General features: G+C 70.3%; 21 protein-coding genes and 1 tRNA gene. 18 read left to right on the forward strand and 4 right to left on the reverse strand.

Annotated features, from left to right (window positions below):
* Window positions 1-42: 42 nt before the first annotated feature.
* Window positions 43-1,188 carry an acetyl-CoA C-acetyltransferase gene (locus tag AWQ70_RS12665; RefSeq protein ID WP_067174747.1) on the forward strand — a complete coding sequence of 382 codons (1,146 nt, stop codon included), beginning with the start codon at window positions 43-45 and terminating at the stop codon, window positions 1,186-1,188.
* An 84-nt stretch (window positions 1,189-1,272) separates the two neighbouring features.
* On the opposite strand, the gene AWQ70_RS12670 is transcribed toward AWQ70_RS12665, so the two are convergent.
* Both AWQ70_RS12670 and AWQ70_RS12675 read right to left on the reverse strand, forming a co-directional pair.
* Window positions 1,273-3,150 (reverse strand): acyl-CoA dehydrogenase family protein, encoded by a 1,878-nt coding sequence (locus AWQ70_RS12670; RefSeq protein WP_067174749.1) that lies wholly within the window; start codon window positions 3,148-3,150, stop codon window positions 1,273-1,275.
* 167 nt (window positions 3,151-3,317) lie between these two features.
* A complete protein-coding gene (locus tag AWQ70_RS12675; RefSeq protein WP_067174751.1) occupies window positions 3,318-4,049 on the reverse strand; it encodes a class I SAM-dependent methyltransferase in 732 nt (243 codons plus the stop codon).
* Window positions 4,050-4,227: 178 nt separating this feature from the next.
* Here AWQ70_RS12675 and AWQ70_RS40485 point away from each other — a divergent pair, with 178 nt between their 5' ends.
* The 3 genes from AWQ70_RS40485 to AWQ70_RS12690 all read left to right on the forward strand — a co-directional run bounded on the left by AWQ70_RS40485 (window position 4,228) and on the right by AWQ70_RS12690 (window position 8,967).
* Window positions 4,228-5,349 carry a LuxR C-terminal-related transcriptional regulator gene (locus tag AWQ70_RS40485; RefSeq protein WP_067174753.1) on the forward strand — a complete coding sequence of 374 codons (1,122 nt, stop codon included), beginning with the start codon at window positions 4,228-4,230 and terminating at the stop codon, window positions 5,347-5,349.
* Window positions 5,346-7,562 (forward strand): ATP-binding protein, encoded by a 2,217-nt coding sequence (locus AWQ70_RS12685; protein ID WP_084516928.1) that lies wholly within the window; start codon window positions 5,346-5,348, stop codon window positions 7,560-7,562. The genes AWQ70_RS40485 and AWQ70_RS12685 overlap by 4 nt, the downstream gene beginning before the upstream one ends.
* A gap of 286 nt (window positions 7,563-7,848) precedes the next feature.
* Complete coding sequence (locus tag AWQ70_RS12690) at window positions 7,849-8,967, forward strand: ATP-binding protein (protein WP_067174756.1); 1,119 nt, start codon at window positions 7,849-7,851, stop codon at window positions 8,965-8,967.
* Between the two features lie 166 nt (window positions 8,968-9,133).
* Here the strand turns inward: AWQ70_RS12690 and AWQ70_RS12695 are convergent, their stop codons facing one another.
* Entirely contained in the window at window positions 9,134-10,183 is a 1,050-nt protein-coding gene (locus AWQ70_RS12695; protein ID WP_174552385.1) for an adenosine deaminase, read from the reverse strand.
* Between the two features lie 68 nt (window positions 10,184-10,251).
* On the opposite strand from AWQ70_RS12695, the gene AWQ70_RS12700 reads away from it, so the two are divergent.
* From AWQ70_RS12700 to AWQ70_RS38810, 3 genes are all read left to right on the forward strand, one after another.
* On the forward strand, window positions 10,252-10,752 hold the full coding sequence (locus AWQ70_RS12700; RefSeq protein WP_067174763.1) for a SigE family RNA polymerase sigma factor: 501 nt from the start codon (window positions 10,252-10,254) through the stop codon (window positions 10,750-10,752).
* The gene (locus AWQ70_RS12705; protein ID WP_067174766.1) at window positions 10,749-11,717 is read left to right on the forward strand and encodes a PASTA domain-containing protein; all 969 of its coding nucleotides are present in this window, start codon (window positions 10,749-10,751) and stop codon (window positions 11,715-11,717) included. The genes AWQ70_RS12700 and AWQ70_RS12705 overlap by 4 nt, the downstream gene beginning before the upstream one ends.
* 328 nt (window positions 11,718-12,045) lie before the next feature.
* Entirely contained in the window at window positions 12,046-12,213 is a 168-nt protein-coding gene (locus tag AWQ70_RS38810) for a hypothetical protein (RefSeq protein ID WP_157530035.1), read from the forward strand.
* A 70-nt stretch (window positions 12,214-12,283) separates the two neighbouring features.
* Here AWQ70_RS38810 and AWQ70_RS12710 read toward each other — a convergent pair whose 3' ends face one another.
* A complete protein-coding gene (locus AWQ70_RS12710) occupies window positions 12,284-13,489 on the reverse strand; it encodes a pyridoxal phosphate-dependent aminotransferase (protein ID WP_067174768.1) in 1,206 nt (401 codons plus the stop codon).
* 198 nt (window positions 13,490-13,687) lie between these two features.
* Here AWQ70_RS12710 and AWQ70_RS12715 point away from each other — a divergent pair.
* The 11 genes from AWQ70_RS12715 to rpoB all read left to right on the forward strand — a co-directional run.
* A tRNA-Trp gene (locus AWQ70_RS12715) sits at window positions 13,688-13,760 on the forward strand.
* A gap of 76 nt (window positions 13,761-13,836) precedes the next feature.
* Window positions 13,837-14,094 carry a preprotein translocase subunit SecE gene (gene secE / locus AWQ70_RS12720; RefSeq protein WP_067175019.1) on the forward strand — a complete coding sequence of 86 codons (258 nt, stop codon included), beginning with the start codon at window positions 13,837-13,839 and terminating at the stop codon, window positions 14,092-14,094.
* Window positions 14,095-14,146: 52 nt separating this feature from the next.
* The gene (gene nusG / locus AWQ70_RS12725; protein WP_067174770.1) at window positions 14,147-14,917 is read left to right on the forward strand and encodes a transcription termination/antitermination protein NusG; all 771 of its coding nucleotides are present in this window, start codon (window positions 14,147-14,149) and stop codon (window positions 14,915-14,917) included.
* Window positions 14,918-15,057: 140 nt separating this feature from the next.
* On the forward strand, window positions 15,058-15,489 hold the full coding sequence (rplK, locus tag AWQ70_RS12730) for a 50S ribosomal protein L11 (RefSeq protein WP_067174772.1): 432 nt from the start codon (window positions 15,058-15,060) through the stop codon (window positions 15,487-15,489).
* A 74-nt stretch (window positions 15,490-15,563) separates the two neighbouring features.
* Window positions 15,564-16,277 carry a 50S ribosomal protein L1 gene (rplA, locus tag AWQ70_RS12735; RefSeq protein ID WP_218004511.1) on the forward strand — a complete coding sequence of 238 codons (714 nt, stop codon included), beginning with the start codon at window positions 15,564-15,566 and terminating at the stop codon, window positions 16,275-16,277.
* Window positions 16,278-16,472: 195 nt separating this feature from the next.
* Window positions 16,473-17,294, forward strand: a complete 822-nt coding sequence (locus AWQ70_RS12740) for an SCO4651 family lipoprotein (protein WP_084516930.1) — start codon at window positions 16,473-16,475, stop codon at window positions 17,292-17,294.
* Between the two features lie 228 nt (window positions 17,295-17,522).
* The gene (rplJ, locus tag AWQ70_RS12745) at window positions 17,523-18,047 is read left to right on the forward strand and encodes a 50S ribosomal protein L10 (protein WP_067174779.1); all 525 of its coding nucleotides are present in this window, start codon (window positions 17,523-17,525) and stop codon (window positions 18,045-18,047) included.
* 81 nt (window positions 18,048-18,128) lie between these two features.
* Window positions 18,129-18,521: a 50S ribosomal protein L7/L12 gene (rplL, locus tag AWQ70_RS12750; RefSeq protein ID WP_067174782.1), complete on the forward strand. Its 393-nt coding sequence runs from the start codon at window positions 18,129-18,131 to the stop codon at window positions 18,519-18,521.
* Window positions 18,522-18,659: 138 nt separating this feature from the next.
* Window positions 18,660-19,172 (forward strand): Rv1363c family protein, encoded by a 513-nt coding sequence (locus AWQ70_RS12755; RefSeq protein ID WP_067174786.1) that lies wholly within the window; start codon window positions 18,660-18,662, stop codon window positions 19,170-19,172.
* A complete protein-coding gene (locus AWQ70_RS12760) occupies window positions 19,169-19,684 on the forward strand; it encodes an Rv1363c family protein (protein ID WP_067174788.1) in 516 nt (171 codons plus the stop codon). The genes AWQ70_RS12755 and AWQ70_RS12760 overlap by 4 nt, the downstream gene beginning before the upstream one ends.
* A 412-nt stretch (window positions 19,685-20,096) precedes the next feature.
* The coding region (gene rpoB, locus AWQ70_RS12765; RefSeq protein WP_245646930.1) for a DNA-directed RNA polymerase subunit beta at window positions 20,097-22,844 on the forward strand (2,748 nt) is incomplete at its 3' end.

Consider the following 22,844-nt stretch of genomic DNA (forward strand, 5'->3'; position numbering starts at 1 on the left):
CCTGAGTAACCGAACAATGCTCGGTTTTCCGTGGGAGGCATTGTGGCAGAGGCGTACATCGTCGGGGCGGTCCGCACCCCCGTCGGCAAGAAGAAGGGCGGCCTGTCGACGGTCCACCCGACCGACCTGGCCGCGCACACGCTCCAGGCGCTGGTCGAGCGCACCGGCGTCGACCCGTCCGCCGTGGATGACGTGATCATGGGTTGCGTCATGCAGATCGGCCCGCAGTCGATGGACATCGCCCGCAACGCCTGGCTCTCGGCCGGCCTGCCGGAGAATGTCGCCGGAGTCACCATCGACCGGCAGTGCGGCTCCTCGCAGCAGGCGATCCACTTCGCCGCGCAGGGGATCCTGTCCGGCACCCAGGACCTGGTCGTGGCGGCGGGCGTCGAGTCGATGTCGATCGTCCCCATGGGGTCGAGCATCACCGCCGCGCTGGAGAAGGGCATGCCGTTCCCCTTCGGGGAGAAATGGGTCGAACGGTACGGCAACCAGGAGATCTCGCAGTTCCGCGGCGCCGAGCTGATGTGCGAGAAGTGGAACCTGAGCCGCGACGAGCTGGAGCGGTACGCCTACGAGAGCCACCAGCGGGCGGCGAAGGCGGTCGCGAACGGCCATTTCAAGGAGCAGATCGCCCCCGTCAACGGCGTCGAGGACGACGAGGGCCCCCGCCCGGACACCACGCTGGAGAAGATGGCCCAGCTCAAGACCCTGCGCGAGGGCGGGAGGATCACCGCGGCCACCTCGTCGCAGATCTCCGACGGCTCGGGGGCGGTGCTGATCGCGTCGGAGCGCGCGGTGCGCGAGCACGGCCTGGTGCCCCGTGCCCGCATCGTCACGCTGGCGCTCACCGGCGACGACCCCGTCTACATGCTGACTGCGCCCATCCCCGCGACCAGGAAGGCCCTCGACAAGGCCGGGCTGAGCATCGACGACATCGACGTCGTCGAGATCAACGAGGCGTTCGCCCCGGTGCCGCTCGCGTGGCTCAAGGAGATCGGCGCCGACCCGGCCAGGACCAACCCGAACGGCGGCGCCATCGCCCTCGGCCACCCCCTGGGCGGCACCGGCGCCGTCCTCATGACCAAGCTCCTGCACGAGCTGGAGCGCACCGGCGGCCGCTACGGCCTGCAGACGATGTGCGAGGGCGGCGGCCAGGCCAACGTCACCATCATCGAGCGCCTCTGAGCCCACACCGTCCGCCCGGACGGGAAGGAAAAGGGTGTTCCGGCCACGGCCGGGACACCCTTTCCTCATGAACGGGACGCCGCGTTATGACGGGATGGTGCGGTGGACGTCCTTCGCGGTCGTCTTGCCCGGAGCGCCGGACGCGATCCACGGGCCGTCCGTCGAGGCGTCCAGGACGCCCTCCTCCACGAACGTGTAGCGGCCGGCGAGGATCCGGCGGGCGAGCCGCACGTCGTCGGTGTCGGAGTTGACCCACAGCCGGGTGAACAGCGCGTCCGCGCGCAGCCGCGCCTGGCGGCAGAACGTGTCCGCGATCTCCAGCGCGGCGCGCCCGTGCATGGACGCGTCCTCCTGGGCACGGACGCAGGTCGCGGTGATCGCGAACAGCTCCGCCCCGATGTCGACGATCCGGCCCAGGAAGCCCTGGCGGTGCTCCAGCCTCCCCTGCCAGCGCGACATGCCGTAGAAGGTGGACCGGGCGAGCTTGCGGCAGGTCCGCTCGACGTACCTCAGGTGGTGGGCGAGCGGCCCGAACTCCGAGTAGGAGTTCGGGAGCTGACCGGCCCCCGTCACCAGCCCCGGCAACCAGCGGGCGTAGAACCCGCCGGCCCGGGTCGCGGCCCGGCCCTTGGCCCGCAGATCGGCCTTCGGGTCGATGAGGTCCCCGGCGACCGAGAGGTGCGCGTCCACGGCCTCGCGGGCGATGAGCAGGTGCATGATCTCGGTGGAGCCTTCGAAGATGCGGTTGATGCGCAGGTCGCGCAGCATCTGCTCGGCCGGCACACCCCGCTCGCCGCGGGCCCGCAGCGACTCCGCCGTCTCGTAGCCGCGCCCGCCCCTGATCTGCACCAGCTCGTCCGCGACCTGCCAGGCCATCTCCGAGCCGTACAGCTTGGCCAGGGCGGCCTCGATTCGGATGTCGTTGCTCTCGTCGTCGGCGAGGCGGCCGGCCAGGTCCACCACGGCCTCCACGGCGTACGCGGTGGCGGTGATGAACGAGATCTTGCGGCCCACGGCCTCGTGCTCGCCGATCGGGCGGCCCCACTGGACGCGTTCCGCGCCCCACTCGCGGGCGATCTTGGCGGCCCACTTGGTCGCTCCGGCGCAGGTGGCGGGAAGCGACAGCCGTCCCGTGTTCAGCGTGGTCAGAGCGATCTTCAGGCCCTGCCCCTCGCGGCCGATGAGGTTCTCCGCCGGGACCCTGACCTTGTGGAAGCGGGTCACGCCGTTCTCGATGCCGCGCAGGCCCATGAACGCGTTGCGGCGCTCGACGGTGATGCCGGGGGAGTCGGCCTCGACGACGAAGGCGGAGATCCGCGTGCCGGTCCTGGCCATGACGACGAGCAGGTCGGCCACGACGCCGTTGGTCGTCCACAGTTTGACGCCGTCGAGCACGTACGCGTCGCCGTCGCGTACGGCGGTCGTCGCCAGCCGGGCCGGGTCCGACCCCACGTCCGGCTCTGTCAGGAGAAACGCTGAAATCTCGCCGTGGGCGCATCTCGGCAGGAAGCGCTCCTTCTGCTCGGGCGTGCCGAAGAGCCTGAGCGGTTGCGGCACTCCGATGGACTGGTGCGCCGACAGTAGCGCGGCGAGCGCGGGGGAGTAGGACGCCACGAGCATGAGCGCCCGGCAGTAGTACAGGTGGCTCAGACCGAGCCCGCCGTACTGCTCGTCGATCGTCATGCCGAACGCGCCGATGCCGCGCAAGCCCTTGATCACCTCGTCCGGGATGACGGCCGAACGTTCGATGACCACGGGATCGACGCTGTCGCGCAGGAAAGCGGTGAGCGCCTGGAGGAACCGCTCGCCGTTCCGCGTCTGCCGCTCGGTGAGCCGGGGCGCGGGATGGACGAGATCCAGCCGGAAGTCTCCGAGGAAGAGCTGCTTGCCGAAGCTCGGGCGGGTCCATTCCGTCTCGCGGGCCTGCTCGGCCACCTCGCGTGCCTTGGCGTATTCGGTCATGACGACCTCCTGAGGCAGTGGATGCCTTGGTGCTACCCGCGAGTAGCCCCGCAAACCCCCAGGAATCGGGCAAGCCCCGGACGCTGACGGACCTGATCCGTCACGGAACACCAGATCGTGTGACCGCCAGGCTCATGCTCGTAAAGCGAGCGATCGGCCGGGAACGACTAGCCGGGGACGCGGGCGACGCAGAAGACCGTCTGGCCGAAAGGAGGCCGGAAGAACCGCTCGAGGAACCGCGTGGTCGGGACGACGGTCCGGTCGTAGATCTTGACCAGCCGCGGGTCCGGATAGCCGACCCCGCCCCGCCGTACGGCCGCCCACCAGGCGATGCCGCCCAGGAAGTTGATCGGCTTGAGCACCTGGGGCCGCAACCCGGCGGCGACGACCGTACGGCCCAGCGTCGCGGGCGTGTACCGGGTGACGTGGCCGACCTTGCGGTCGAAGTCGCCGTAGAGCTGCATGTAGCCGGGCACCCAGATGATGATGCGGCCGCCCGGCCTGGTCACCTTGGCGAGGGAGCGCAGCGCCTCGACGTCCTCCTCGATGTGCTCCAGGACGTTCATCATGATCACCGTGTCGACGGGGTCGTCCAGGGGGATCTCCGTCGGCAGGCCGAACTGGAGGACCGAGATGTCCTCGCGGCCGGCGAAGCGCTTGTTGAGCTGCTCCACGCAGTAGGGGTCGAAGTCGCTCACCACGAGCCGGTCGAGCCGGGGGAGGAACTGCTCCGCGAAGTGTCCGAGACCCGATCCGATCTCCAGGACAGAGCGGCCCACGTGCGGCGCGACCATGTCGAACTCGTACTGCCGGTAGTTCTTGGCCTCGTCCCCACCGAGGTGGTTCTCCAGTGCCTCGTCTCCAGCCGCCGGCTGGACTACCCGGTCATACCCAGACATACAATCCTCGTTCGCGCGTGCTGGCAGTGGCGCCGAGTCTAATGCCCGCCTCGGACGGCGGATTCCCGTTCCCGTATGGCAACCGGTGAAACGCCCGTTCCCGTGTGCGATGCCGGGGTTACCATTCGTGAACCGGAGCGCCGGGTGCAGTGAAGTCCCCCCACGATTCGAGGCTGCGATGGAGCGACGCGATCTTCCGGCCTTCCTCGGCCGCCGGGCCGAGATCGCACAGATCAGACGGCTGCTCGGCCGTTCGCGACTGGTGACGCTGACCGGGCTCTCCGGCGCCGGGAAGTCGCGGCTGGCGGAGGAGGCCGCGTGGAGCGTGCGCAAGGCCTTCGCCGGCGGGGTCCACACCGTGGACGTGTCCCAGGCGCGCGACCCGGCCACCCTCGCCCGTACGACCGCCGAGACGGTCCGGGCGCGGGACGGCCGCCTCCTGCTCGTCCTCGACGGCGTCGAACGCCTGGCGCGCCCCTGTGCGGCGCTCGCCGACTCGCTGCTCAGGGGCGCGCCCGGCCTGCGCGTGCTCGCGACCGGACGGCGCTCGCTCGGCCTCGTGGGAGAGCACATCCTCCCCGTCGGCCCGCTGCCGCCCGCCGACGCCGTCGCCCTGCTCGCCGGGCGCGCGCCCGGCCGCGGCGTCGCGGACCTGCACCGGAAGGCCGCCGCCCGGCTCTGCGAGCGGCTCGGACGGATGCCCCACACAATCGAGCTGGCGGCGGAACGGCTGCGCGCCGACCCGGACCGGGCGATCGAGGAGCTGCTCGACGACCCCTTCCACGAGACGGCCGCCAGGACGGCCCTGGACCGCGCCCTGGAACTGTGCTCGGACGACGAACGGCACGTGTGGTCACGGATCGCCGCGGCGCCCGGAACGTTCGGCCTGGCCGACGTCGAGCGGGCCTGCCCGGACGGCCCGCCGCCCGCCGAGCTGCTCGACGCCCTCATCGGCCTGATCGACAAGTCCCTCCTCGCGCGTGAGGAGAGCGGCGGGGCGGTCCGCTTCCGGGTGCCGCACGCGGGCGCCGGTCTGCCGTCCCGGCCCCCCGGCCGTGACCGGCCCCTCCCCGGCCCGTGCCGTACGGGCGACCTGGACGGGCCCCGGGTGCTGACCCGGCGCGAGCACGAGGTCGCCGAGCTGGTCGCGGACGGCCTGTCCAACCGCGAGGTGGCCGAGAAGCTGGTGATCTCGAAACGCACCGCCGAGTCGCACATGGAGCACATCCTGGCCAAGCTGAACTTCTCCTCCCGCACCCAGGTCGCCGCCTGGGTGGCGCGGCGGCGGGGCGACCGGTGATCGGGAACCTGCCCGCCGAGCCGGCCGGTTTCGTCGGCCGTGCGGACGAGCGGGAACACGTCGCGGCGCTTCTCGGCCGCGCCCGGCTGGTCACCCTCACGGGAGCGGCGGGAGTCGGCAAGAGCAGGCTGGCCCGCCGAGTCGCGGCCGACGCGCACCGGCGGTTCCCGGACGGCGTCTGGCTGGTGGAGCTCTCCTCGATCGGCGACCCGCGCGACCTCGTGCCGCTGGTCGCCGAGACGCTGTACACGGGCGACGGCGACGCCCCCGACGACCCGGACGCCGCCGCGCTCGCCGCGCGCATCGGGGGCCGGAGGATGCTCCTCGTCCTCGACACCTGCGAGCATCTGCCGGCCGCGTGCGCCGAGCTGGTCGGCTCGCTGCTGGAAGGCTGCCCGGGGCTCCGCGTCCTGACCACGGGCAGAGAGCCCCTCGACGCGCCGGGCGAGCACGTCGTGAGCGTCCTCCCGCTCGTAGGCGACGCGGTGACGCTCTTCGCGGAGCGGGCCGTCGCCACCGTGCCCGACTTCGTGCTCGACGCCGCCAACCGCCCCCAGGTCGTACGGCTCTGCGAGGAGCTCGACGGCATACCGCTCGCGATCGAGCTGGCCGCGGCCCGGCTGCGGGCGCTCTCCGTACAGGACATCAGCGCCCGCCTGCCCGACCGCTTCCGGCTGCTGAGCCGCGCCGAGACCGGGACGGGAGAGGGCAGGCACCGCACGCTCCGTACCGCGATCGGCTGGAGCCACGAGCTGTGCGAGCCCCGCGAGAGGCTGCTGTGGGCCCGGCTGTCGGTGTTCTCCCACGGCTTCGAACGCGAGACGGCCGAGGAGGTGTGCGCCGGCGACACGCTCTCGCGCGGCGACGTGTTCGCCCTGCTGGCCCGGCTCGTCGAGAAGTCCGTCCTGCTGCGCGAGGGCGACCGCTACCGCCTGCTGCACGCCGTACGCGACTACGGGGCGGAGCGGCTGCGCGAGCTGGGCGAGGAGGAGGTGACCCGCGACCGCCACCGGGACGCCTACCTGCGGCTCGCGCGCCGGGCCGAGGCGGAGTGGACCGGACCGGCGCAGCTCGACTGGGCCCGGCGGATGGCCGAGGAACTGCCGAACTTCCTGGCCGCCCTCGACCACTCCCTGGCCCGCGACCCCCGGATCGCGGTCGAGCTGGCCGGGACGCTGTGGCCGCTCTGGATCGCCTGCGGCCGCCACCGTGAGGGCCGCCGCTGTCTCGACCGGGCGCTGGCGGCGAGTGGAAGGCCGACCCCGCACCGCGTCAAGGCCCTGTGGGCCGCCGCGTGGGTGGAGGCCCGCCACTTCGACGTACGGCGGGCCCGCACGCGGATGGAGGAATGCCGCCGCGGCCCGGGAGCGGACGTGTGGGGCGCCCACGCGGCCGCGGTCGTGGCGCTCGCGGCGGGCGACGACGAGGACGCGGCCCGCCGGTTCGACGGTGTGCTCGCCGCCCGGGGAGGCGCCGGGCCCGCCTGGCTGCTCGGCCGCAGCCCCGCCTGCGTCCTCAGCCAGGCGGGCCTCGCCCTGGCCAGATCCGGCGGCGGGCGGGCCCGTGACGTCCTCGATGACGCGATGTGGCGGAGCGCGCTCACCGGAGACCGCTGGAGCCGGTCGGTCGCCCACCACGGCCTCGCCGTACTCGCCTGGGAGAACGGCGACCCGGCCGCGGCCGCGGAGCACAACCGGGAGGCGCTCCGGCTCTGCCGCGACCTCGGCGACCTGGCGGGGGCGCTCGCCGGGTTCGAGGTCCAGGCGTGGCTCTCGGCCGCCGCCGGCCGGGGCGGGCTCGCCGCGACGCTGCTGGGAGCGGTGGAGGGCCTCGGCGCCTCGACCGGCATCCGGCTGGAGGAGGCGCCCTACTGGGGGGCCCGCCACTCCACCTGCGCCGAGATCGCCCGCGGCCTCGTCGGCGGCCCCTCCTTCCGTACGGCACTCGCCGAGGGAGCCGCGCTCGACCTGGGCGCGGCCTACCGGCGGGCGCTCGGAGACCCTCCGAAGGAGGGCGTCTGCCTCACCCCGAGGGAGTCCCAGGTCGCCGAGCTGATCGCGGACGGCCTGTCGAACCGCGAGCTCGCGGAACGGCTGATGATCGCCGAGCGGACGGCCGACACCCACGTGGAGAACATCCTGGCCAAACTGCGCATGTCGTCCCGCGTGCAGATCGCCGCCTGGGTCGCGGTACGCCGTTCCGCGCGCCGCTGAACCCTCCTCGGGCATCGTCCCGATGTCACGGACCGCGTCTTTCCGGATACTTCTCGTGTCCGGGCGGCCGGGTAGGGGGGAAGCCGTCCGGACACGCCGCGCGGCGGGGGACGGCGTCGCGGCTGGGTTCGGCGGCGGGTTCGGGTCGAGGGGGGTCGTCTCGCCGCCGAACCTCCACCGCCGGATGGTGAATCTCCACCGCGGTGGGGCAATCCTCAACCCAGAGTAGTCATTCGATTACGCACTCATGATTGGCTGGGCCGCCATGCATGAGAGGGCGGATCCGGTGATCGATGCGCTGGGGCGGCGAGGCAACCTGCCCGCCGAGACGAGCACCTTCCTGGGACGGGACGAGGACCTGGCCGAGGTGGGACGGCTCCTGCGGGACGAGCCCCTGGTCACCCTGACGGGGGTGGCGGGCGTCGGAAAGACCCGGCTCGCGCTGAAGGCGGCCGGCGAGCTGCCCGGCGGCGCCTGGCTGGTGGAGCTGTCCGGCGAGCGCAACGGCGCCCTCCTGGCCCACACGATCGGCTCCGCGATCGGCCTGCCCGAGCAGGCCGCCCGCCCCCAGGGAGACGTCCTCGCCGAGCACCTCGCCGACCGCCGGATGCTTCTGATCCTCGACACGTGCGAGCACCTCCTCCGCCCCTGCCGCGACCTGGTCGGCCAGATCCTGCGGGCCGCCCCCGGCGTACGCGTCCTGGTCACCAGCAGGCAGCCCCTCGGCCTCCCGGGGGAGCGCGTCCACACCGTCCGGCCGCTCCCGGTGACCGCGGAGGACTGCGACGCCGTGCGGCTGTTCCGCGACCGGGCGCTCGCCGTGCGCCCCGGGTTCGAATGCTCCGACGACGCCGTCTTACGGCTCTGCCGCCGCCTGGACGGCGTCCCCCTCGCGCTGGAGCTCGCCGCAGGCCGGCTGCGCGCCCTGACGGCCCGCGAGCTGCTCGACCACATGGACGACCGGTTCTCGCTGCTCTCCGGGCGCGGCCGTACGGGCAGGCACCGGACCTTGCGCACGGCCGTCGGGTGGAGCCACGAGCTGTGCACGCCGGAGGAGCGGCTGCTGTGGGCCCGGCTCTCCGTCTTCGCCGGGACGTTCGACGCCGACGCCGCCGCGGACGTCTGCGCCGACGAGCGGTTGCGCGGCGTGCCCGACCTGGTCTCGCGGCTCGCCGACAAGTCGGTCCTGATCCGGCACGGCCAGCGGTTCCGGATGCTCGGCATGATGCGGGACTACGGCAGGGAGTGGCTCCGCGAGATCGGCGAGGAGCGCCTGGTCGCCGGGCGCCACCGCCACCACTCCCTCGCCCTGCGCCGCGTGATGCGCCACCCCAGGCGGCGCGCCTGTGGCGATCCCGGGCGCAGGCCCGAGTCCGGCCGCCCGCATCCCGGCCCCGGGCACTGACCCCGACCGGCCGACCGGCGGCAGGAAGCGGGCCCGGGCGCCCCTCTGAGCGTGCTCCTCGACGGCTCCCTGATCCGTCCGCGAGCGGACCTCAGATCTCAGGACCCCGTATTCCGGGACTTCGTATTCAGGGACCTCGTATTTCGGGACTTCATGCTTCGGGACTTCATGCTTCGGGCCGGGGAGCGGGTCCGTCCGGCTGGGTGAGCCAGACGTCGATCTCGCCGAGAAGCTCCTTCTTCAGCGAGTCGGGAGCCGTGGACGACCGGATCGACTGCCGGGCCAGCTCGGCGACCTCCGCGTCCCGGAAGCCGTACACATCCCGCGCGAGCTCGTACTGCGGGAGCAGCCGGGCCCCGAACAGCAGCGGGTCGTCCGCGCCGAACGCGATCGGGACCCCCGCGTCGAACAGCTTGCGCACCGGCACGTCCAGTGGACCGGGGGCCACGCCGAGCCCGACGTTCGACAGCGGGCACACCTCGCACGCGATCTGCCGGTCGGCGAGGCGTTCGAGCAGCCGGTCGTCCTCGGCCGCGCGGATGCCGTGTCCCACACGGTCGGCGTCCAGCTCGTCGACGCACTCCGCGACGCTGGCCGCGCCCAGCAGCTCCCCTCCGTGCGGCACCGCCAGCAGCCCCGCCCGCTTGGCGATGCGGAACGCGGCGTCGTAGTCGCGGGCCCGGCCGCGCCGCTCGTCGTTCGACAGCCCGAACCCCACGACGCCCCGCCCCGCGTACTGCGCGGCAAGCCGGGCGAGGGTGCGGGCGTCGAGGGGATGGCGGGTGCGGTTGGCCGCCACGATCACCGCGATGCCCACGCCCGAGGCGGCCGAGGCCCGCGCCGCGGCGTCGAGCACCAGCTCGAGGGTCGAGGTCAGCCCCCCGAAACGGGCGGCGTACCCGGACGGGTCCACCTGGATCTCCAGCCAGCGCGACCCCTCGGTGGCCTCGTCCTCCGCCGCCTCCCTGAGCAGGCGGTAGACGTCCTCGGGCCGCCGCAGCACCGACCGGGCGATGTCGTACAGCCGCTGGAACCTGAACCAGCCCCGCTCGTCCGTCGCGTGCAACTGCGGCGGCCAGTCCTGCACCAGCGCGTCGGGAAGGTGCACCCCGTGCTCCTGGGCGAGCTCGATCAGCGTCGAATGCCGCATCGAGCCGGTGAAGTGCAGATGCAGGTGGGCCTTGGGGAGCTTGTCGAGAGAGTGCGGCATTTCCATATCCTGCCGCATCCGCGTCTCAACCTGGTGCGGCTTTCACGCGTTGTGGACGGGCGAAAGGGGAGCTCATGACCGAAGAAGACGAGGCGGCCTTCGACGAGTTCCTGGCCGCGCGAAGCACCGCACTGCTCCGCACCGCGGTCCTGGTCTGCGGCGCGTCCCCCCACGATGCCGAGGACCTGGTCCAGAGCGCGCTGGAGAAGGTGTACCGGCACTGGCCGCGGATCAGGCACGACAACCCCGAGGCGTACGCGCGCCGGGTCGTCGTGAACGCCGCCATCAGCAGAGCCCGCAGGAGGCGGGTGATCCAGGAGATCACCTTCGCCAGCCCTCCGGAGACGCCGGTGGAATCCCCGGATCCGGGCCTGCGCGAGCTCCTGCTCGGGGAGCTCGGAAGGCTTCCGGCCCGGATGCGGGCCGTACTGGTCCTTCGCTACTGGGAGGACATGTCCGAGGCCGAGACGGCGGCGTCGCTCGACTGCTCGGTCGGGACCGTCAAGAGCCAGGCCGCGCGCGGCCTGGCACGAATCCGTGCACGCCTGGCAACGCTGGAAGGAGCGTCGGCATGAACGTCGAAGAGGCACTGAAGGAGGCGATGGCGTCCCGGGTGGCCGCTGTCCAGGCCCCGCCGTCGATGGGGCAGCGGGTCCGGCGGCGCAACCGCCGTCACGTGATCCGGTTTCGTACGGCGGGAGCGGCGCTGCTGACGGTCGCCGTCGCGGGAGCCGTGCCGGTGTACCTGTCCGCGACCTCCGGCCCGGCGCCGTCGCGGGCGGGGGTGGGGGCGCCCGTACCCGGAGCGTCGCAGCCCGTGGGCGAGGACAGCGCGCTGGCGGGGAACGTCGTGCCGGACGTCGTCGGCCTGACCAACGAGAACGTCGCGGGCGTGCTCAAGGCCGCCGGTTTCAAGGTGGGCGGGAAGAAGATACTCAACGACGAACACCCCCCGGGGACGATCATCGCCCAGACCCCCGCGGCCGGCACGGTGGCCCCTGAAGGGGCCCGCGTGGAGGTCACCATAGCGACGACCGCGGCGCCGAAGACCGACCAGACGCCCGAGCCCGCTGACGTCGGGCTGCCCCAGGATCTCGGCGATCTGGGCGACGGCCGGACCTTCGGCGGCATCCGCCTGGACTACCTGCCGGACGGCCTCGAATGGGGCAAGTGGTCGGGCAAGGACGGTTTCGGCAAGACGAGCTACGCCACCACCTGGGCCGAGCCGAGCAAGGCCGGCACCGGGGAGTACTCGGTGGAGGCCGTGGTCTACAAGGGGGAGGCGGCCCGCACCCGGCGCGACCGCGTGGACGGCACCCCGGTGAAGATCCGCGGAAAGGACGGCTACCTCGGCTCGTTCACGGAGGGCGGCGAGGTCGCGGGGAGCAGCCCCGAGACCACCCTCACCCTGGTCTGGTTCCCGCGCGCCGACGTCACGATCGAGCTCATGTTCAGCCCCGTGTTCGTCCAGAAGCTCGGGCAGGACGCCGCCGACGCGGAGATCCAGAAGATCGCCGAGGGGGTGACCGTCAAGGACTGAGCCTTCCGCACCTCCGCGCCCCTGCGCTTTCGTCGGGTTTCCGCAGGGGCGCGACCATTTCCTCGCCTTTCTTCTCCTCCTCGTCGTCGCCCCCGGATCGGCGGAAGCATTTGAGCGGGCCTCCCGAGCCGCGCGGAGCCGGAAGGTCCACAACCGCACGTCCTGGGGACACCCGTCCGGCAAGGGCCGGTACGTCGCCATATCCGTCCACCGGGGCAGGGGCGTCGGTACCGAACGATGGCGGAAGGACGTCTTTCGGGCGAAGCCCGAGGTCGCGACCGTCGGCGGTGTCCGCGGGCTCCTGACCCGCTCCACCACAACCGTGCGGGTGGACCGCCGACCGCTGCCCATGCGGACCTGGAGCTTCACGTGGGAGCCGCAGGCCGGGCTGGCACTCGCCGTCGTGGTGGCCGGCGTCGAGGACCCGGTGTCCTCGACCGCGTTCTCGAGCGAGATCGAGCTCCATCAGCTTGTACGGGAGGTGCGTGTGAGATAGCCGTAGGCGGTGTGTCCACCGCGTCGGAGGGCCCGGACCGACGACGGTCCGGGCCCTCCGACGGCGATGCTCAGTGCGCTTCCGCGAGCAGCTTGGCGAGCCGGCTGACGCCCTCGACCAGGTCGTCGTCGCCCAGCGCGTACGACAGACGGAAGTAGCCGGGGGTGCCGAACGCCTCACCCGGCACCAGCGCCACCTCGGCCTCTTCGAGGATCAGCTCGGCCAGCTCGGAGGAGGAGGCCGGCCGCCGGCCGCGGATCTCCTTGCCCAGCAGCGCCTTGATCGACGGGTACGCGTAGAACGCGCCCAGCGGCTCGGGGCACACCACGCCCGGGATCTCGTTGAGCATCCGCACCATCGTCTGCCTGCGGCGGTCGAACGCCTCGCGCATCTTCGCCACCGCGGAGAGGTCGCCGGAGACGGCGGCGAGCGCGGCCGCCTGCGCCACGTTCGACACGTTCGAGGTGGAGTGCGACTGCAGGTTGGTCGCGGCCTTCACCACGTCGGACGGCCCGACGAGCCAGCCCACCCGCCAGCCGGTCATCGCGTACGTCTTCGCGACGCCGTTCAGGACGACCACGCGCTCGCGCAGCTCGGGCACGGCCGTGGCGATGCTGGAGAAGGCGGCGTCGCCGTACACGAGGTGCTCGTAGATCTCGTCGGTGACGACCCAGAGGCCCTTGTCCAGCGCCCAGCGGCCGATCTCCTCGACCTGCGCGGGCGTGTACACGGCGCCGGTCGGGTTGGACGGGGAGACGAACAGCAGCACCTTGGTGCGCTCGGTCAGCTTCTCCTCGAGCTGCTCGACCGACGCGAGGTATCCGGTCGTCTCGTCGGTGACCACGTCCACCTGGACCCCGCCCGCGAGCTTGATCGCCTCCGGATAGGTCGTCCAGTACGGAGCGATGACGAGCACCTCGTCACCCGGGTCGAGCAGGGTCGCGAAGGCCTCGTAGACGGCCTGCTTGCCGCCGTTGGTCACGAGGACCTGGGAGGCGTCCACCTGGAACCCGGAGTCGCGCAGCGTCTTGTCGGCGATCGCCTGCTTCAGCTCAGGCAGGCCCCCGGCCGGCGTGTACTTGTGGAACCTGGGGTTCCGACACGCCTCGACAGCCGCCTCGACGATGTAGTCGGGCGTCGGGAAGTCGGGCTCGCCGGCGCCGAAGCCGATGACCGGACGACCGGCCGCCTTCATGGCCTTGGCCTTGGCGTCCACGGCCAGCGTCGCGGACTCTGAGATCGCGGAAATGCGCGCGGAGATGCGAGGTCGGGTCATGCCTCCATCGTTTCAGACCTGCGGGAATCCTTCCGCGCTTATCCACCATCCGGACGGCCGCCCAAGGTAGCTTTGAGCGGCGCGGACTATCTGGTTCGACGAAGTCGGCATTCCCACGTACACTTCAGCGTCTAGTGGGCCACGACGGGAACGTTCGGCGGTGTCGATCCGTTTCTCAGGTATTGTGGTGCACGGCTTAGGGCACTAGCGCAATTGGTAGCGCACCGGTCTCCAAAACCGGCGGTTGGGGGTTCGAGTCCCTCGTGCCCTGCGGAGTGCGGTCCGCGCACCAAAGGCGTGAAAGCGCGCCGCAAGTTGCGATGGACACGACGGATCAGGTGAGGACTGTGGCGATCGACACCCGCGGTGAGACCGCAGGAAAGCCAGGCAAGCCAAGCGGTGAGAAGAAGGCCAAGCGCACCTCTCCCGCCCTTTTCTACCGGCAGGTCGTCGCCGAACTGCGCAAGGTCATCTGGCCGAGGCGCAAGGACCTGATCACTTATACCTCTGTGGTCCTCGGCTTTGTTCTGATCATGGTCGCGATCGTGTCCGGGCTAGACTTCCTGCTGACGAAGGGTGTGCTGGCGGTCTTCGGCGGATCCTGATCCGGCCCTGGCCGTCGCACGTCATGTCACCGACGAAAGAGGAAGAGTCACCGTGTCCGAGTCCCCGCTGCCGGTCGATGGCTCCCGCGATGAGTGGGAGACCGAGCCGGACGAGGCCGTAGAGAAGGTCGACGACACCGCTGCCGCCGGCGAGGGCGGCGCTGACGCTGACGTTGACGCCGACTCGGGCGAGGCCGTGGCTGAGGTTGACGAAGACGGCGATGTCGTCCCGGAGGTCGACCCCGTCGAGGAGTTCAAGCGCCAGCTCCGCGGTCAGTTCGGCGAGTGGTACGTGATCCACTCCTACGCCGGCTACGAGAACCGCGTGAAGCAGAACATCGAGAGTCGTACCGGATCCCTCAACATGGAGGACTACATCTTCCAGGTCGAGGTGCCGACCCACACGATCACCGAGTTCAAGGGCGGCAAGAAGACTCCGATCAAGGAGCGCGTGCTCCCGGGGTACGTCCTGGTCCGGATGGACCTCACCGACGAGTCCTGGGCCGCGGTTCGCAACACGCCCGGCGTCACCGGCTTCGTCGGCCTCTCGAACAAGCCCAGCCCGCTCAACCTCGACGAGGTCGCCAAGCTGCTGGCGCCCGAGCCGACCGAGGAAGTGAAGAAGGCCGCGTCCAAGGCGACCGCCGCGACCGTCGACTTCGAGGTCGGCGAGTCCGTCACCGTCATGGACGGCCCGTTCGCCACGCTTCCCGCCACGGTCAGCGAGATCAGCGTCGAGTCGCAGAAGCTCAAGGTGCTCGTGTCCATCTTCGGCCGCGAGACCCCCGTCGAGCTGTCGTTCAACCAGGTCTCGAAGATCTGACGGCCTGGCATAAACTCGTTAGTCGTCCTCACGGTCGTGAGGGTGAGCCTGGACGGCGGCACCGGTCTCGGTGTCGCCGTGTCCTCACGTGGTGAGGGACCGGGCTGTGAGATTCAAGTAGTCAAGGACCCGGAGAGAGCATGCCTCCCAAGAAGAAGATCGCGGCACTGGTCAAGGTCCAGCTTCCCGCTGGCCAGGCCACGCCCGCGCCGCCGGTCGGTACCGCGCTCGGTCCGCACGGCGTCAACATCATGGAGTTCGTCAAGCAGTACAACGCTGCGACGGAGGCTCAGCGGGGCAACATCATCCCCGTCGAGATCACCATCTTCGAAGACCGCACCTTCACCTTCGTCACGAAGACGCCGCCGGCGCCCGAGCTGATCAAGAAGGCCGCCGGTCTGCAGAAGGGCAGCGCGAACCCGCACAAGGACAAGGTGGGCAAGCTCACCAAGGACCAGCTGCGTCAGATCGCCGAGACCAAGATGCAGGACCTCAACGCGAACGACATCGAGGCCGCTGAGAAGATCATCGCCGGCACCGCCCGGTCGATGGGCATCACGATCGCCGAGTAGTACCTCCACCGACGCAGGCAAGCAGTGGCAGGGCCCGCGCAGGCCCGGACCACGAACTCCATGAGGAGCCGATAGTGAAGCGCAGCAAGAACTGGAAGAACGCGGCCGGCCAGGTCGACCGCGACAGCCTGTACAGCCCGATCGAGGGTGTCCGGCTGGCGAAGAAGACCGCGACCACCAAGTTCGACGCCACCGTCGAGGTCGCCCTGCGTCTGGGTGTCGACCCGCGCAAGGCGGACCAGATGGTCCGCGGCACCGTCAACCTCCCGCACGGCACCGGTAAGACCGCCCGGGTCCTGGTCTTCGCGACCGGCGACCGTGCCGAGGAGGCCCGCGCCGCCGGCGCCGACATCGTGGGCGCCGACGACCTGATCGACGAGGTGGCCAAGGGCCGCCTCGACTTCGACGCGGTCGTCGCCACGCCGGACCTGATGGGCAAGGTCGGCCGCCTCGGCCGCGTGCTCGGTCCGCGTGGTCTCATGCCCAACCCGAAGACCGGGACCGTGACCCCGGCCGTCGGCAAGGCCGTCACCGACATCAAGGGCGGCAAGATCGAGTTCCGTGTCGACCGGCACGCGAACCTGCACTTCATCATCGGCAAGGCGTCCTTCGGCGAGCGTCAGCTCGTGGAGAACTACGCCGCCGCCCTCGACGAGGTGCTGCGTCTCAAGCCGTCGGCCGCCAAGGGCCGCTATCTCAAGAAGGTCACCTTCACCACGTCCATGGGCCCCGGCATCCCGGTCGACCCGAACGTGACGCGGGCGATGACCGCCGAGATCGACGCCTGATCTCAGCCAGCCACGAGAACCCCTGTCCGGACGCCCGGGCGGGGGTTCTCGCGTGTACGGGGTGAGATCGTGCGGACCTCGCCGCGACTGCGATGCGAGAGTGCGGGATATGTCGAGATATTTCGCAGATCGCGCGGCGGCGGTGCGGGCACCATAGGCTCGAGGGCAGTTGTTCTGTACCGAAGGGACGAAAACATGCGCCGACTTCTGCTGGCCGCCGGGGCGGCCGCCCTGATCGGGGTCGCGGGCTGTGCCCCCGCCGCCACGTCTCTGGGCAACGTGAAGTTGTCCGCGTCCGAGGTGTTGCAGCAGGCCTCCGACAAGGCGCAGGACGTCACCTCCTACACCGCGGACCTCGTCCTGAACTTCTCCGACGCCGGTGGGCGCGCAGGCGTCGTCCAGGGCAAGATGCGCTACCAGCAGAAGCCGACGCTGGCCACGGACCTCACCCTCGACCAGATCGCCGTCGACGGACGGAACGTCCCCGGCGGGCTCCGGGTGATCCTCCAGGGCGAGACGGTGTACGTCCGGTCCGACACGCTCAAGACGCTGGTGGGCGCCACCAAGCCGTGGATCAAGGTGGATCTCAAGAACGTCGGCTCCTCCGGAGGCGTCGACGTGGACGAGATCCTCGGCCGCATCCAGCAGATCGACCTCAAGACCAGCGTGGCGCTCCTTACCGCGTCCAAGGACGTCAAGCCCGTCGGCGGCGAGCAGGTGGGCGGCGTGGACACGACGCACTACTCGGGCACGTTCCCGGTGGCCGAGGCCCTGAAGCAGGTAGCCCCCGAGGCGCGCGCCAAGGCGGAGGCCGGCCTGGCCGAGCTCGACGACATGAAGTTCGACGCGTGGATCGACGCCGACGGCCTGCCGCGGAAGATCACACTGAAGGGCGACCGGGATCAGGGCGCGTTCGACGCCACCGTTGCCTTCACCTCGTTCAACGAGACCGCGGCGATCGAGGCGCCGCCCGCGGGCGAGGTCGGGGAGCTGCCGCGGAACATCCACGGCGGCTGATTTGGCGTAGAGGGGATTGACACCCTATGCTGGCGTCTGCCGAAGACCGCCGGTCGTCGTCGGGCTGCATCAGTCCGATGACCGAAGGATCCACTCTGTGGGCGACCCGCGTAGGTGTGATGTGAGCTTCCGGGCGTGTTCTCGCGCCTGTGTCAGCCCCGTGCGCCTGCGCCGGGGCTCCTCTATTTTCTGGACGCCTTCGCCGGTGGCACATCTGGAAGGAGGCCCATGGCGAGGGCGGATAAGGCGATCGCGGTTGCCGAACTCAAGAGTGAGTTCGAGGGCTCCAGCGGCGCCGTTCTGACCGAGTACCGCGGTCTCACCGTCGCTCAGCTCAAGGAGCTGCGCGTTGCTCTCGGTGGGAATGCGAAGTTCGCCGTGGCGAAGAACACGCTGACCAAGATCGCGGCGAACAACGCCGGGATCAACGCCCTGGACGATCTGCTCCAGGGCCCGACCGCGATCGCGTTCGTCAAGGGCGACGTGGTCGAGGCGGCCAAGGGTCTGCGTGATTTCGCCAAGGCCAACCCCCTTCTGGTGATCAAGGGCGGTGTCGTCGACGGCAAGTCGATGACCCCCGCCGAAATCACCAAGCTTGCCGACCTTGAGTCCCGCGAGGTCCTCCTCGCGAAGCTGGCCGGTGCGCTGAAGGCGAAGCAGTCCCAGGCTGCCGCCACCTTCGCCGCGCTGCCCACCAACATGGCTCGACTGGCCGAGGCCCTGCGCGCCAAGCGCGAAGAGGCCGGCGAGTAGGTCCGCCCACGCGGACCCGGGGGGAAGCGCACACCGCGGTCCCTGCACGTTTTTGCTAGATCCAAACGGAGGAACACCATCATGGCGAAGCTCAGCACCGACGAGCTGCTCGAGTCCTTCAAGGAGATGACCCTCCTTGAGCTGTCCGAGTTCGTGAAGCTCTTCGAGGAGACCTTCGACGTCAAGGCCGCCGCTCCGGTCGCCGTCGCCGCCGCCGCTGCCCCGGGCGCCCCCGCGGCCGCCGAGGAGGCCGAGGAGCAGGACGAGTTCGAGGTCATCCTCGAGTCGGCCGGCGACAAGAAGATCCAGGTCATCAAGGAGATCCGCGCCCTGACCAGCCTGGGTCTCAAGGAGGCCAAGGACCTCGTGGACGGCGCTCCGAAGCCCGTCTTCGACGGCAAGGTCAACAAGGAGCAGGCGGAGAAGGCCAAGGCTGCCCTGGAGGGCGCCGGCGCCAGCGTCACCGTCAAGTAACTCTGACGCTTACCGCGAAAGGGCGGTCACCTTCGGGTGGCCGCCCTTTTCGCGTTCGTACGGCGGCACGTGGAAGGCGCCGGTCGTGTAGCGGTGGACCCTCCGGCGCGCGATGACATGGTCGGGGGTGATCCACCGATGGGACGCTGGCTGACAGCGGGACTGGCGGTGCTCGTCGCGGGGCTGGCCGTGTCCGCCGTATGGCTCGGAGCGGGCCGGAGCGCGGCGCGGCAGGACGAGTGGGACCGCCGCGAGGCCGTCCGGGCCGCGACCGTCCACGCGGCCGCCCTGCTCACCCTCGACCACCGTACGGTCGACGAGGACGTGCGGCGACTTGTCGAAACCTCCACCGGGCAGGCCCGGGACGGTTACGTGAAGGGCCGGGCCGCGATGAGGCAGGCCGCGCTCGAACGCGAGGTCTCGCAGACCGGGGTGCTGCGCGCGGCGGGCCTCGTCTCGATGTCGGCCGAGGGACGCGCGGCCGAGGTCCTGGTCGTCGGCGACGCGTTGATCCGCTGGGGAGCGGACGGCGGGAGCGACAAGGACGGGGGCCGACGGGAGGGACCGGAGGAGCGCGCCTACCGCTGGCGGATGGAGGTGACCAAGGTGGGGAACCGCTGGCTGGTCTCCAGGTCGGAGCTGGTGCAGTGAGGCGTCTTCTCGCGGCGCTCCTCGCCGCGGCGGCGGTCGGGCTCGCCGCCGTCGCGGCCTGGCTGTACATGGACCTGAGCCGCATCCAGGGCGGCGTCGCGGCCGGCCGGGAGGCGATGACCGCCGCCCGTTCCTACGCGGCCGACATGCTGTCCTACGACTACCGGACGATGGGCGAGGACCTCGCCCGGGCGAGGAGCCACACCACCGGGGCGCTCTCCGAGCGCTATGCCCGGCTCGCCGCGACCCTGCCCCGGCTCGCGCGGCAGCGGCAGGAGGTACGGCAGGCGGTCGTCGCGGCCGCGGCGATCGAGTCGGCGACCGCGGAGGAGGCCCGCATTCTGGTCTTCCTGAACACCGTCACCAGCGGTCGTGAAACCGGGCAGGACCGGCCGAGCCAGGAGGTGGGGCAGAGCCGGCTCCGCCTGGTGATGACCAGGGAGAACGGCCGCTGGCTGGTCTCCGATCTCTCCACGCTCCTCGGTGACACGCCCGTTCCGCAGGCCCCTTAATTCAATTGTTAGCAAAGGCTATGTTTGGGCTGAGTTACGTGAGGACATACCGACCACAGGCAGTGTCGACCGTTGGTCAGCGTTCGGCTCGCCGCGTGACAGAGCGTTAGCCGGACGGGCTCGCGGGTATCGTCTGGGTCCGGTGACGTTGGATCGTCATGTGAGCGGGAAAACCCAGCGTGCTGGGGCTCCGACGGCCGAAATGTCGGCCTCCGGGCTTGACGTTTCGCCGCTGACGGGTGATGCTGCCACCAACGTGGAGCGCAGAGCGAGAGCGGAGTGGACAGGTGTATGCCCATCGGCTACACTGCCCCTTTGCGCTGCCCTTTGACGACCCGCTTCTGTGAGTAATCTGTTGCATGGTCGTCTGGCGTGCGTGTAGTCAGTCCGCGAGCCCTCGGAAGGACATCTGTTGGCAGCCTCGCGCAACGCCTCCGCCGTACCCGCCGGTCCCCGTACCGTGTCGTTCGCACGTATCGAGGAGCCGCTCGAAGTTCCCGACCTTCTCGCCCTGCAGACCGAGTCCTTCGACTGGTTGCTCGGCAACGAGAAGTGGAAGGGTCGGGTCGAGGCGGCTCGCCAGGCCGGGCGCAAGGACGTTCCGGCCCAGTCAGGTCTCGAAGAGATCTTCGAGGAGATCAGTCCGATCGAGGACTTCTCCGGAACCATGTCCCTGTCGTTCCGCGACCACCGGTTCGAGCCGCCCAAGTACTCGGTCGACGAGTGCAAAGACAAGGACATGACCTACTCCGCCCCGATGTTCGTCACGGCGGAGTTCATCAATAACACCACCGGTGAGATCAAGAGCCAGACGGTGTTCATGGGCGACTTCCCGCTCATGACCTCGAAGGGCACTTTCATCATCAACGGCACCGAGCGTGTCGTCGTCTCCCAGCTGGTGCGGTCCCCGGGCGTCTACTTCGACCGGTCGGTCGACAAGACCTCCGACAAGGACCTGTTCGGCTGCAAGGTGATCCCTTCTCGCGGCGCCTGGCTCGAGTTCGAGATCGACAAGCGTGACAGCGTCGGCGTCCGTATCGACCGCAAGCGCAAGCAGCCCGTCACGGTGCTGCTGAAGGCGCTCGGCTGGACTAACGACCAGATCCTGGAGCGTTTCGGCCAGTACGAGTCGATGCGGGCCACCCTGGAGAAGGACCACACCTCCGGCCAGGACGACGCCCTGCTCGACATCTACCGCAAGCTGCGTCCGGGCGAGCCTCCGACCAAGGAGTCCGCGCAGACGCTGCTGGAGAACCTCTATTTCAACCCGAAGCGCTACGACCTCGCGAAGGTCGGGCGTTACAAGATTAACAAGAAGCTCGGCGTCGACGCCGACATCACCCAGGGCACGCTGACCGACGAGGACATCGTCGCCACGATCGAGTACATCGTGCGCCTGCACGCCGGCGAGGAGACCATGGGTCCCGACGGCTCGGTGATCGTCGAGACGGACGACATCGACCACTTCGGCAACCGCCGTCTGCGCACGGTGGGCGAGCTCATCCAGAACCAGGTCCGCCTGGGTCTGGCCCGCATGGAGCGGGTCGTCCGCGAGCGCATGACCACGCAGGACGTCGAGGCGATCACGCCGCAGACCCTGATCAACATCCGCCCGGTCGTGGCGTCGATCAAGGAGTTCTTCGGCACGTCGCAGCTGTCCCAGTTCATGGACCAGACCAACCCCCTGGCCGGCCTGACGCACAAGCGTCGCCTCTCGGCCCTGGGCCCGGGTGGTCTGTCCCGTGAGCGGGCCGGCTTCGAGGTCCGTGACGTGCACCCGTCCCACTACGGCCGGATGTGCCCGATCGAGACGCCGGAAGGCCCGAACATCGGTCTGATCGGCTCGCTGTCGTCCTTCGGCCGGGTCAACTCCTTCGGTTTCGTGGAGACCCCGTACCGCCGGGTCGTCGACGGCCGGGTCACCGACGAGATCGACTACCTGACCGCGGACGAGGAGGACCGGCACGTCGTCGCCCAGGCCAACACGGCTCTGCACGCCGACGGTTCGTTCGCCGAGTCCCGCGTGCTCGCCCGCCGCAAGGGCGGCGAGTTCGAGGCCGTGCACCCGTCCGACGTGGATTACATGGACGTCTCGCCGCGCCAGATGGTGTCGGTCGCGACCGCCATGATCCCGTTCCTCGAGCACGACGACGCCAACCGCGCGCTCATGGGTTCGAACATGCAGCGCCAGTCGGTGCCCCTGCTCAAGAGCGAGGCGCCGCTGGTCGGCACGGGCATGGAGTACCGCGCCGCCACGGACGCCGGCGACGTCATCAGCGCCGAGAAGGCCGGTGTCGTCGAGGAGGTGTCGGCCGACTACGTCACCGTGATGAACGACGACGGCACGCGCACCACCTACCGCGTCGCGAAGTTCAAGCGCTCCAACCAGGGCACCTGCTTCAACCAGAAGCCGATCGTGCACGAGGGCGACCGGATCGAGGTCGGCCAGGTCATCGCCGACGGCCCCTGCACCGACAGCGGTGAGATGGCGCTCGGCAAGAACCTGCTGGTGGCGTTCATGCCGTGGGAGGGCCACAACTACGAGGACGCGATCATCCTGTCCCAGCGCCTGGTGCAGGACGACGTGCTCTCCTCGATCCACATCGAGGAGCACGAGGTCGACGCCCGTGACACCAAGCTGGGCCCCGAGGAGATCACCCGGGACATCCCGAACGTCTCCGAGGAAGTCCTCGCCGACCTCGACGAGCGCGGCATCATCCGCATCGGCGCGGAGGTCACGACCGGCGACATCCTCGTCGGCAAGGTCACGCCCAAGGGCGAGACCGAGCTGACCCCGGAGGAGCGGCTGCTGCGCGCGATCTTCGGTGAGAAGGCGCGCGAGGTCCGCGACACCTCGCTGAAGGTGCCGCACGGCGAGTCCGGCAAGGTCATCGGCGTCCGCGTGTTCAGCCGCGAGGAGGGCGACGAGCTCCCGCCCGGCGTGAACGAGCTGGTCCGCGTGTACGTGGCCCAGAAGCGCAAGATCACCGACGGTGACAAGCTCGCCGGCCGTCACGGCAACAAGGGCGTCATCTCCAAGATCCTCCCCGTGGAGGACATGCCGTTCCTCGAGGACGGCACGCCGGTCGACATCGTCCTGAACCCCCTGGGTGTTCCCGGACGAATGAACGTCGGCCAGGTGCTGGAGACACACCTAGGC

Origin of the sequence: Microtetraspora niveoalba (genome assembly GCF_001570405.1) — a bacterium.
Taxonomy (GTDB): domain Bacteria; phylum Actinomycetota; class Actinomycetes; order Streptosporangiales; family Streptosporangiaceae; genus Microtetraspora; species Microtetraspora niveoalba.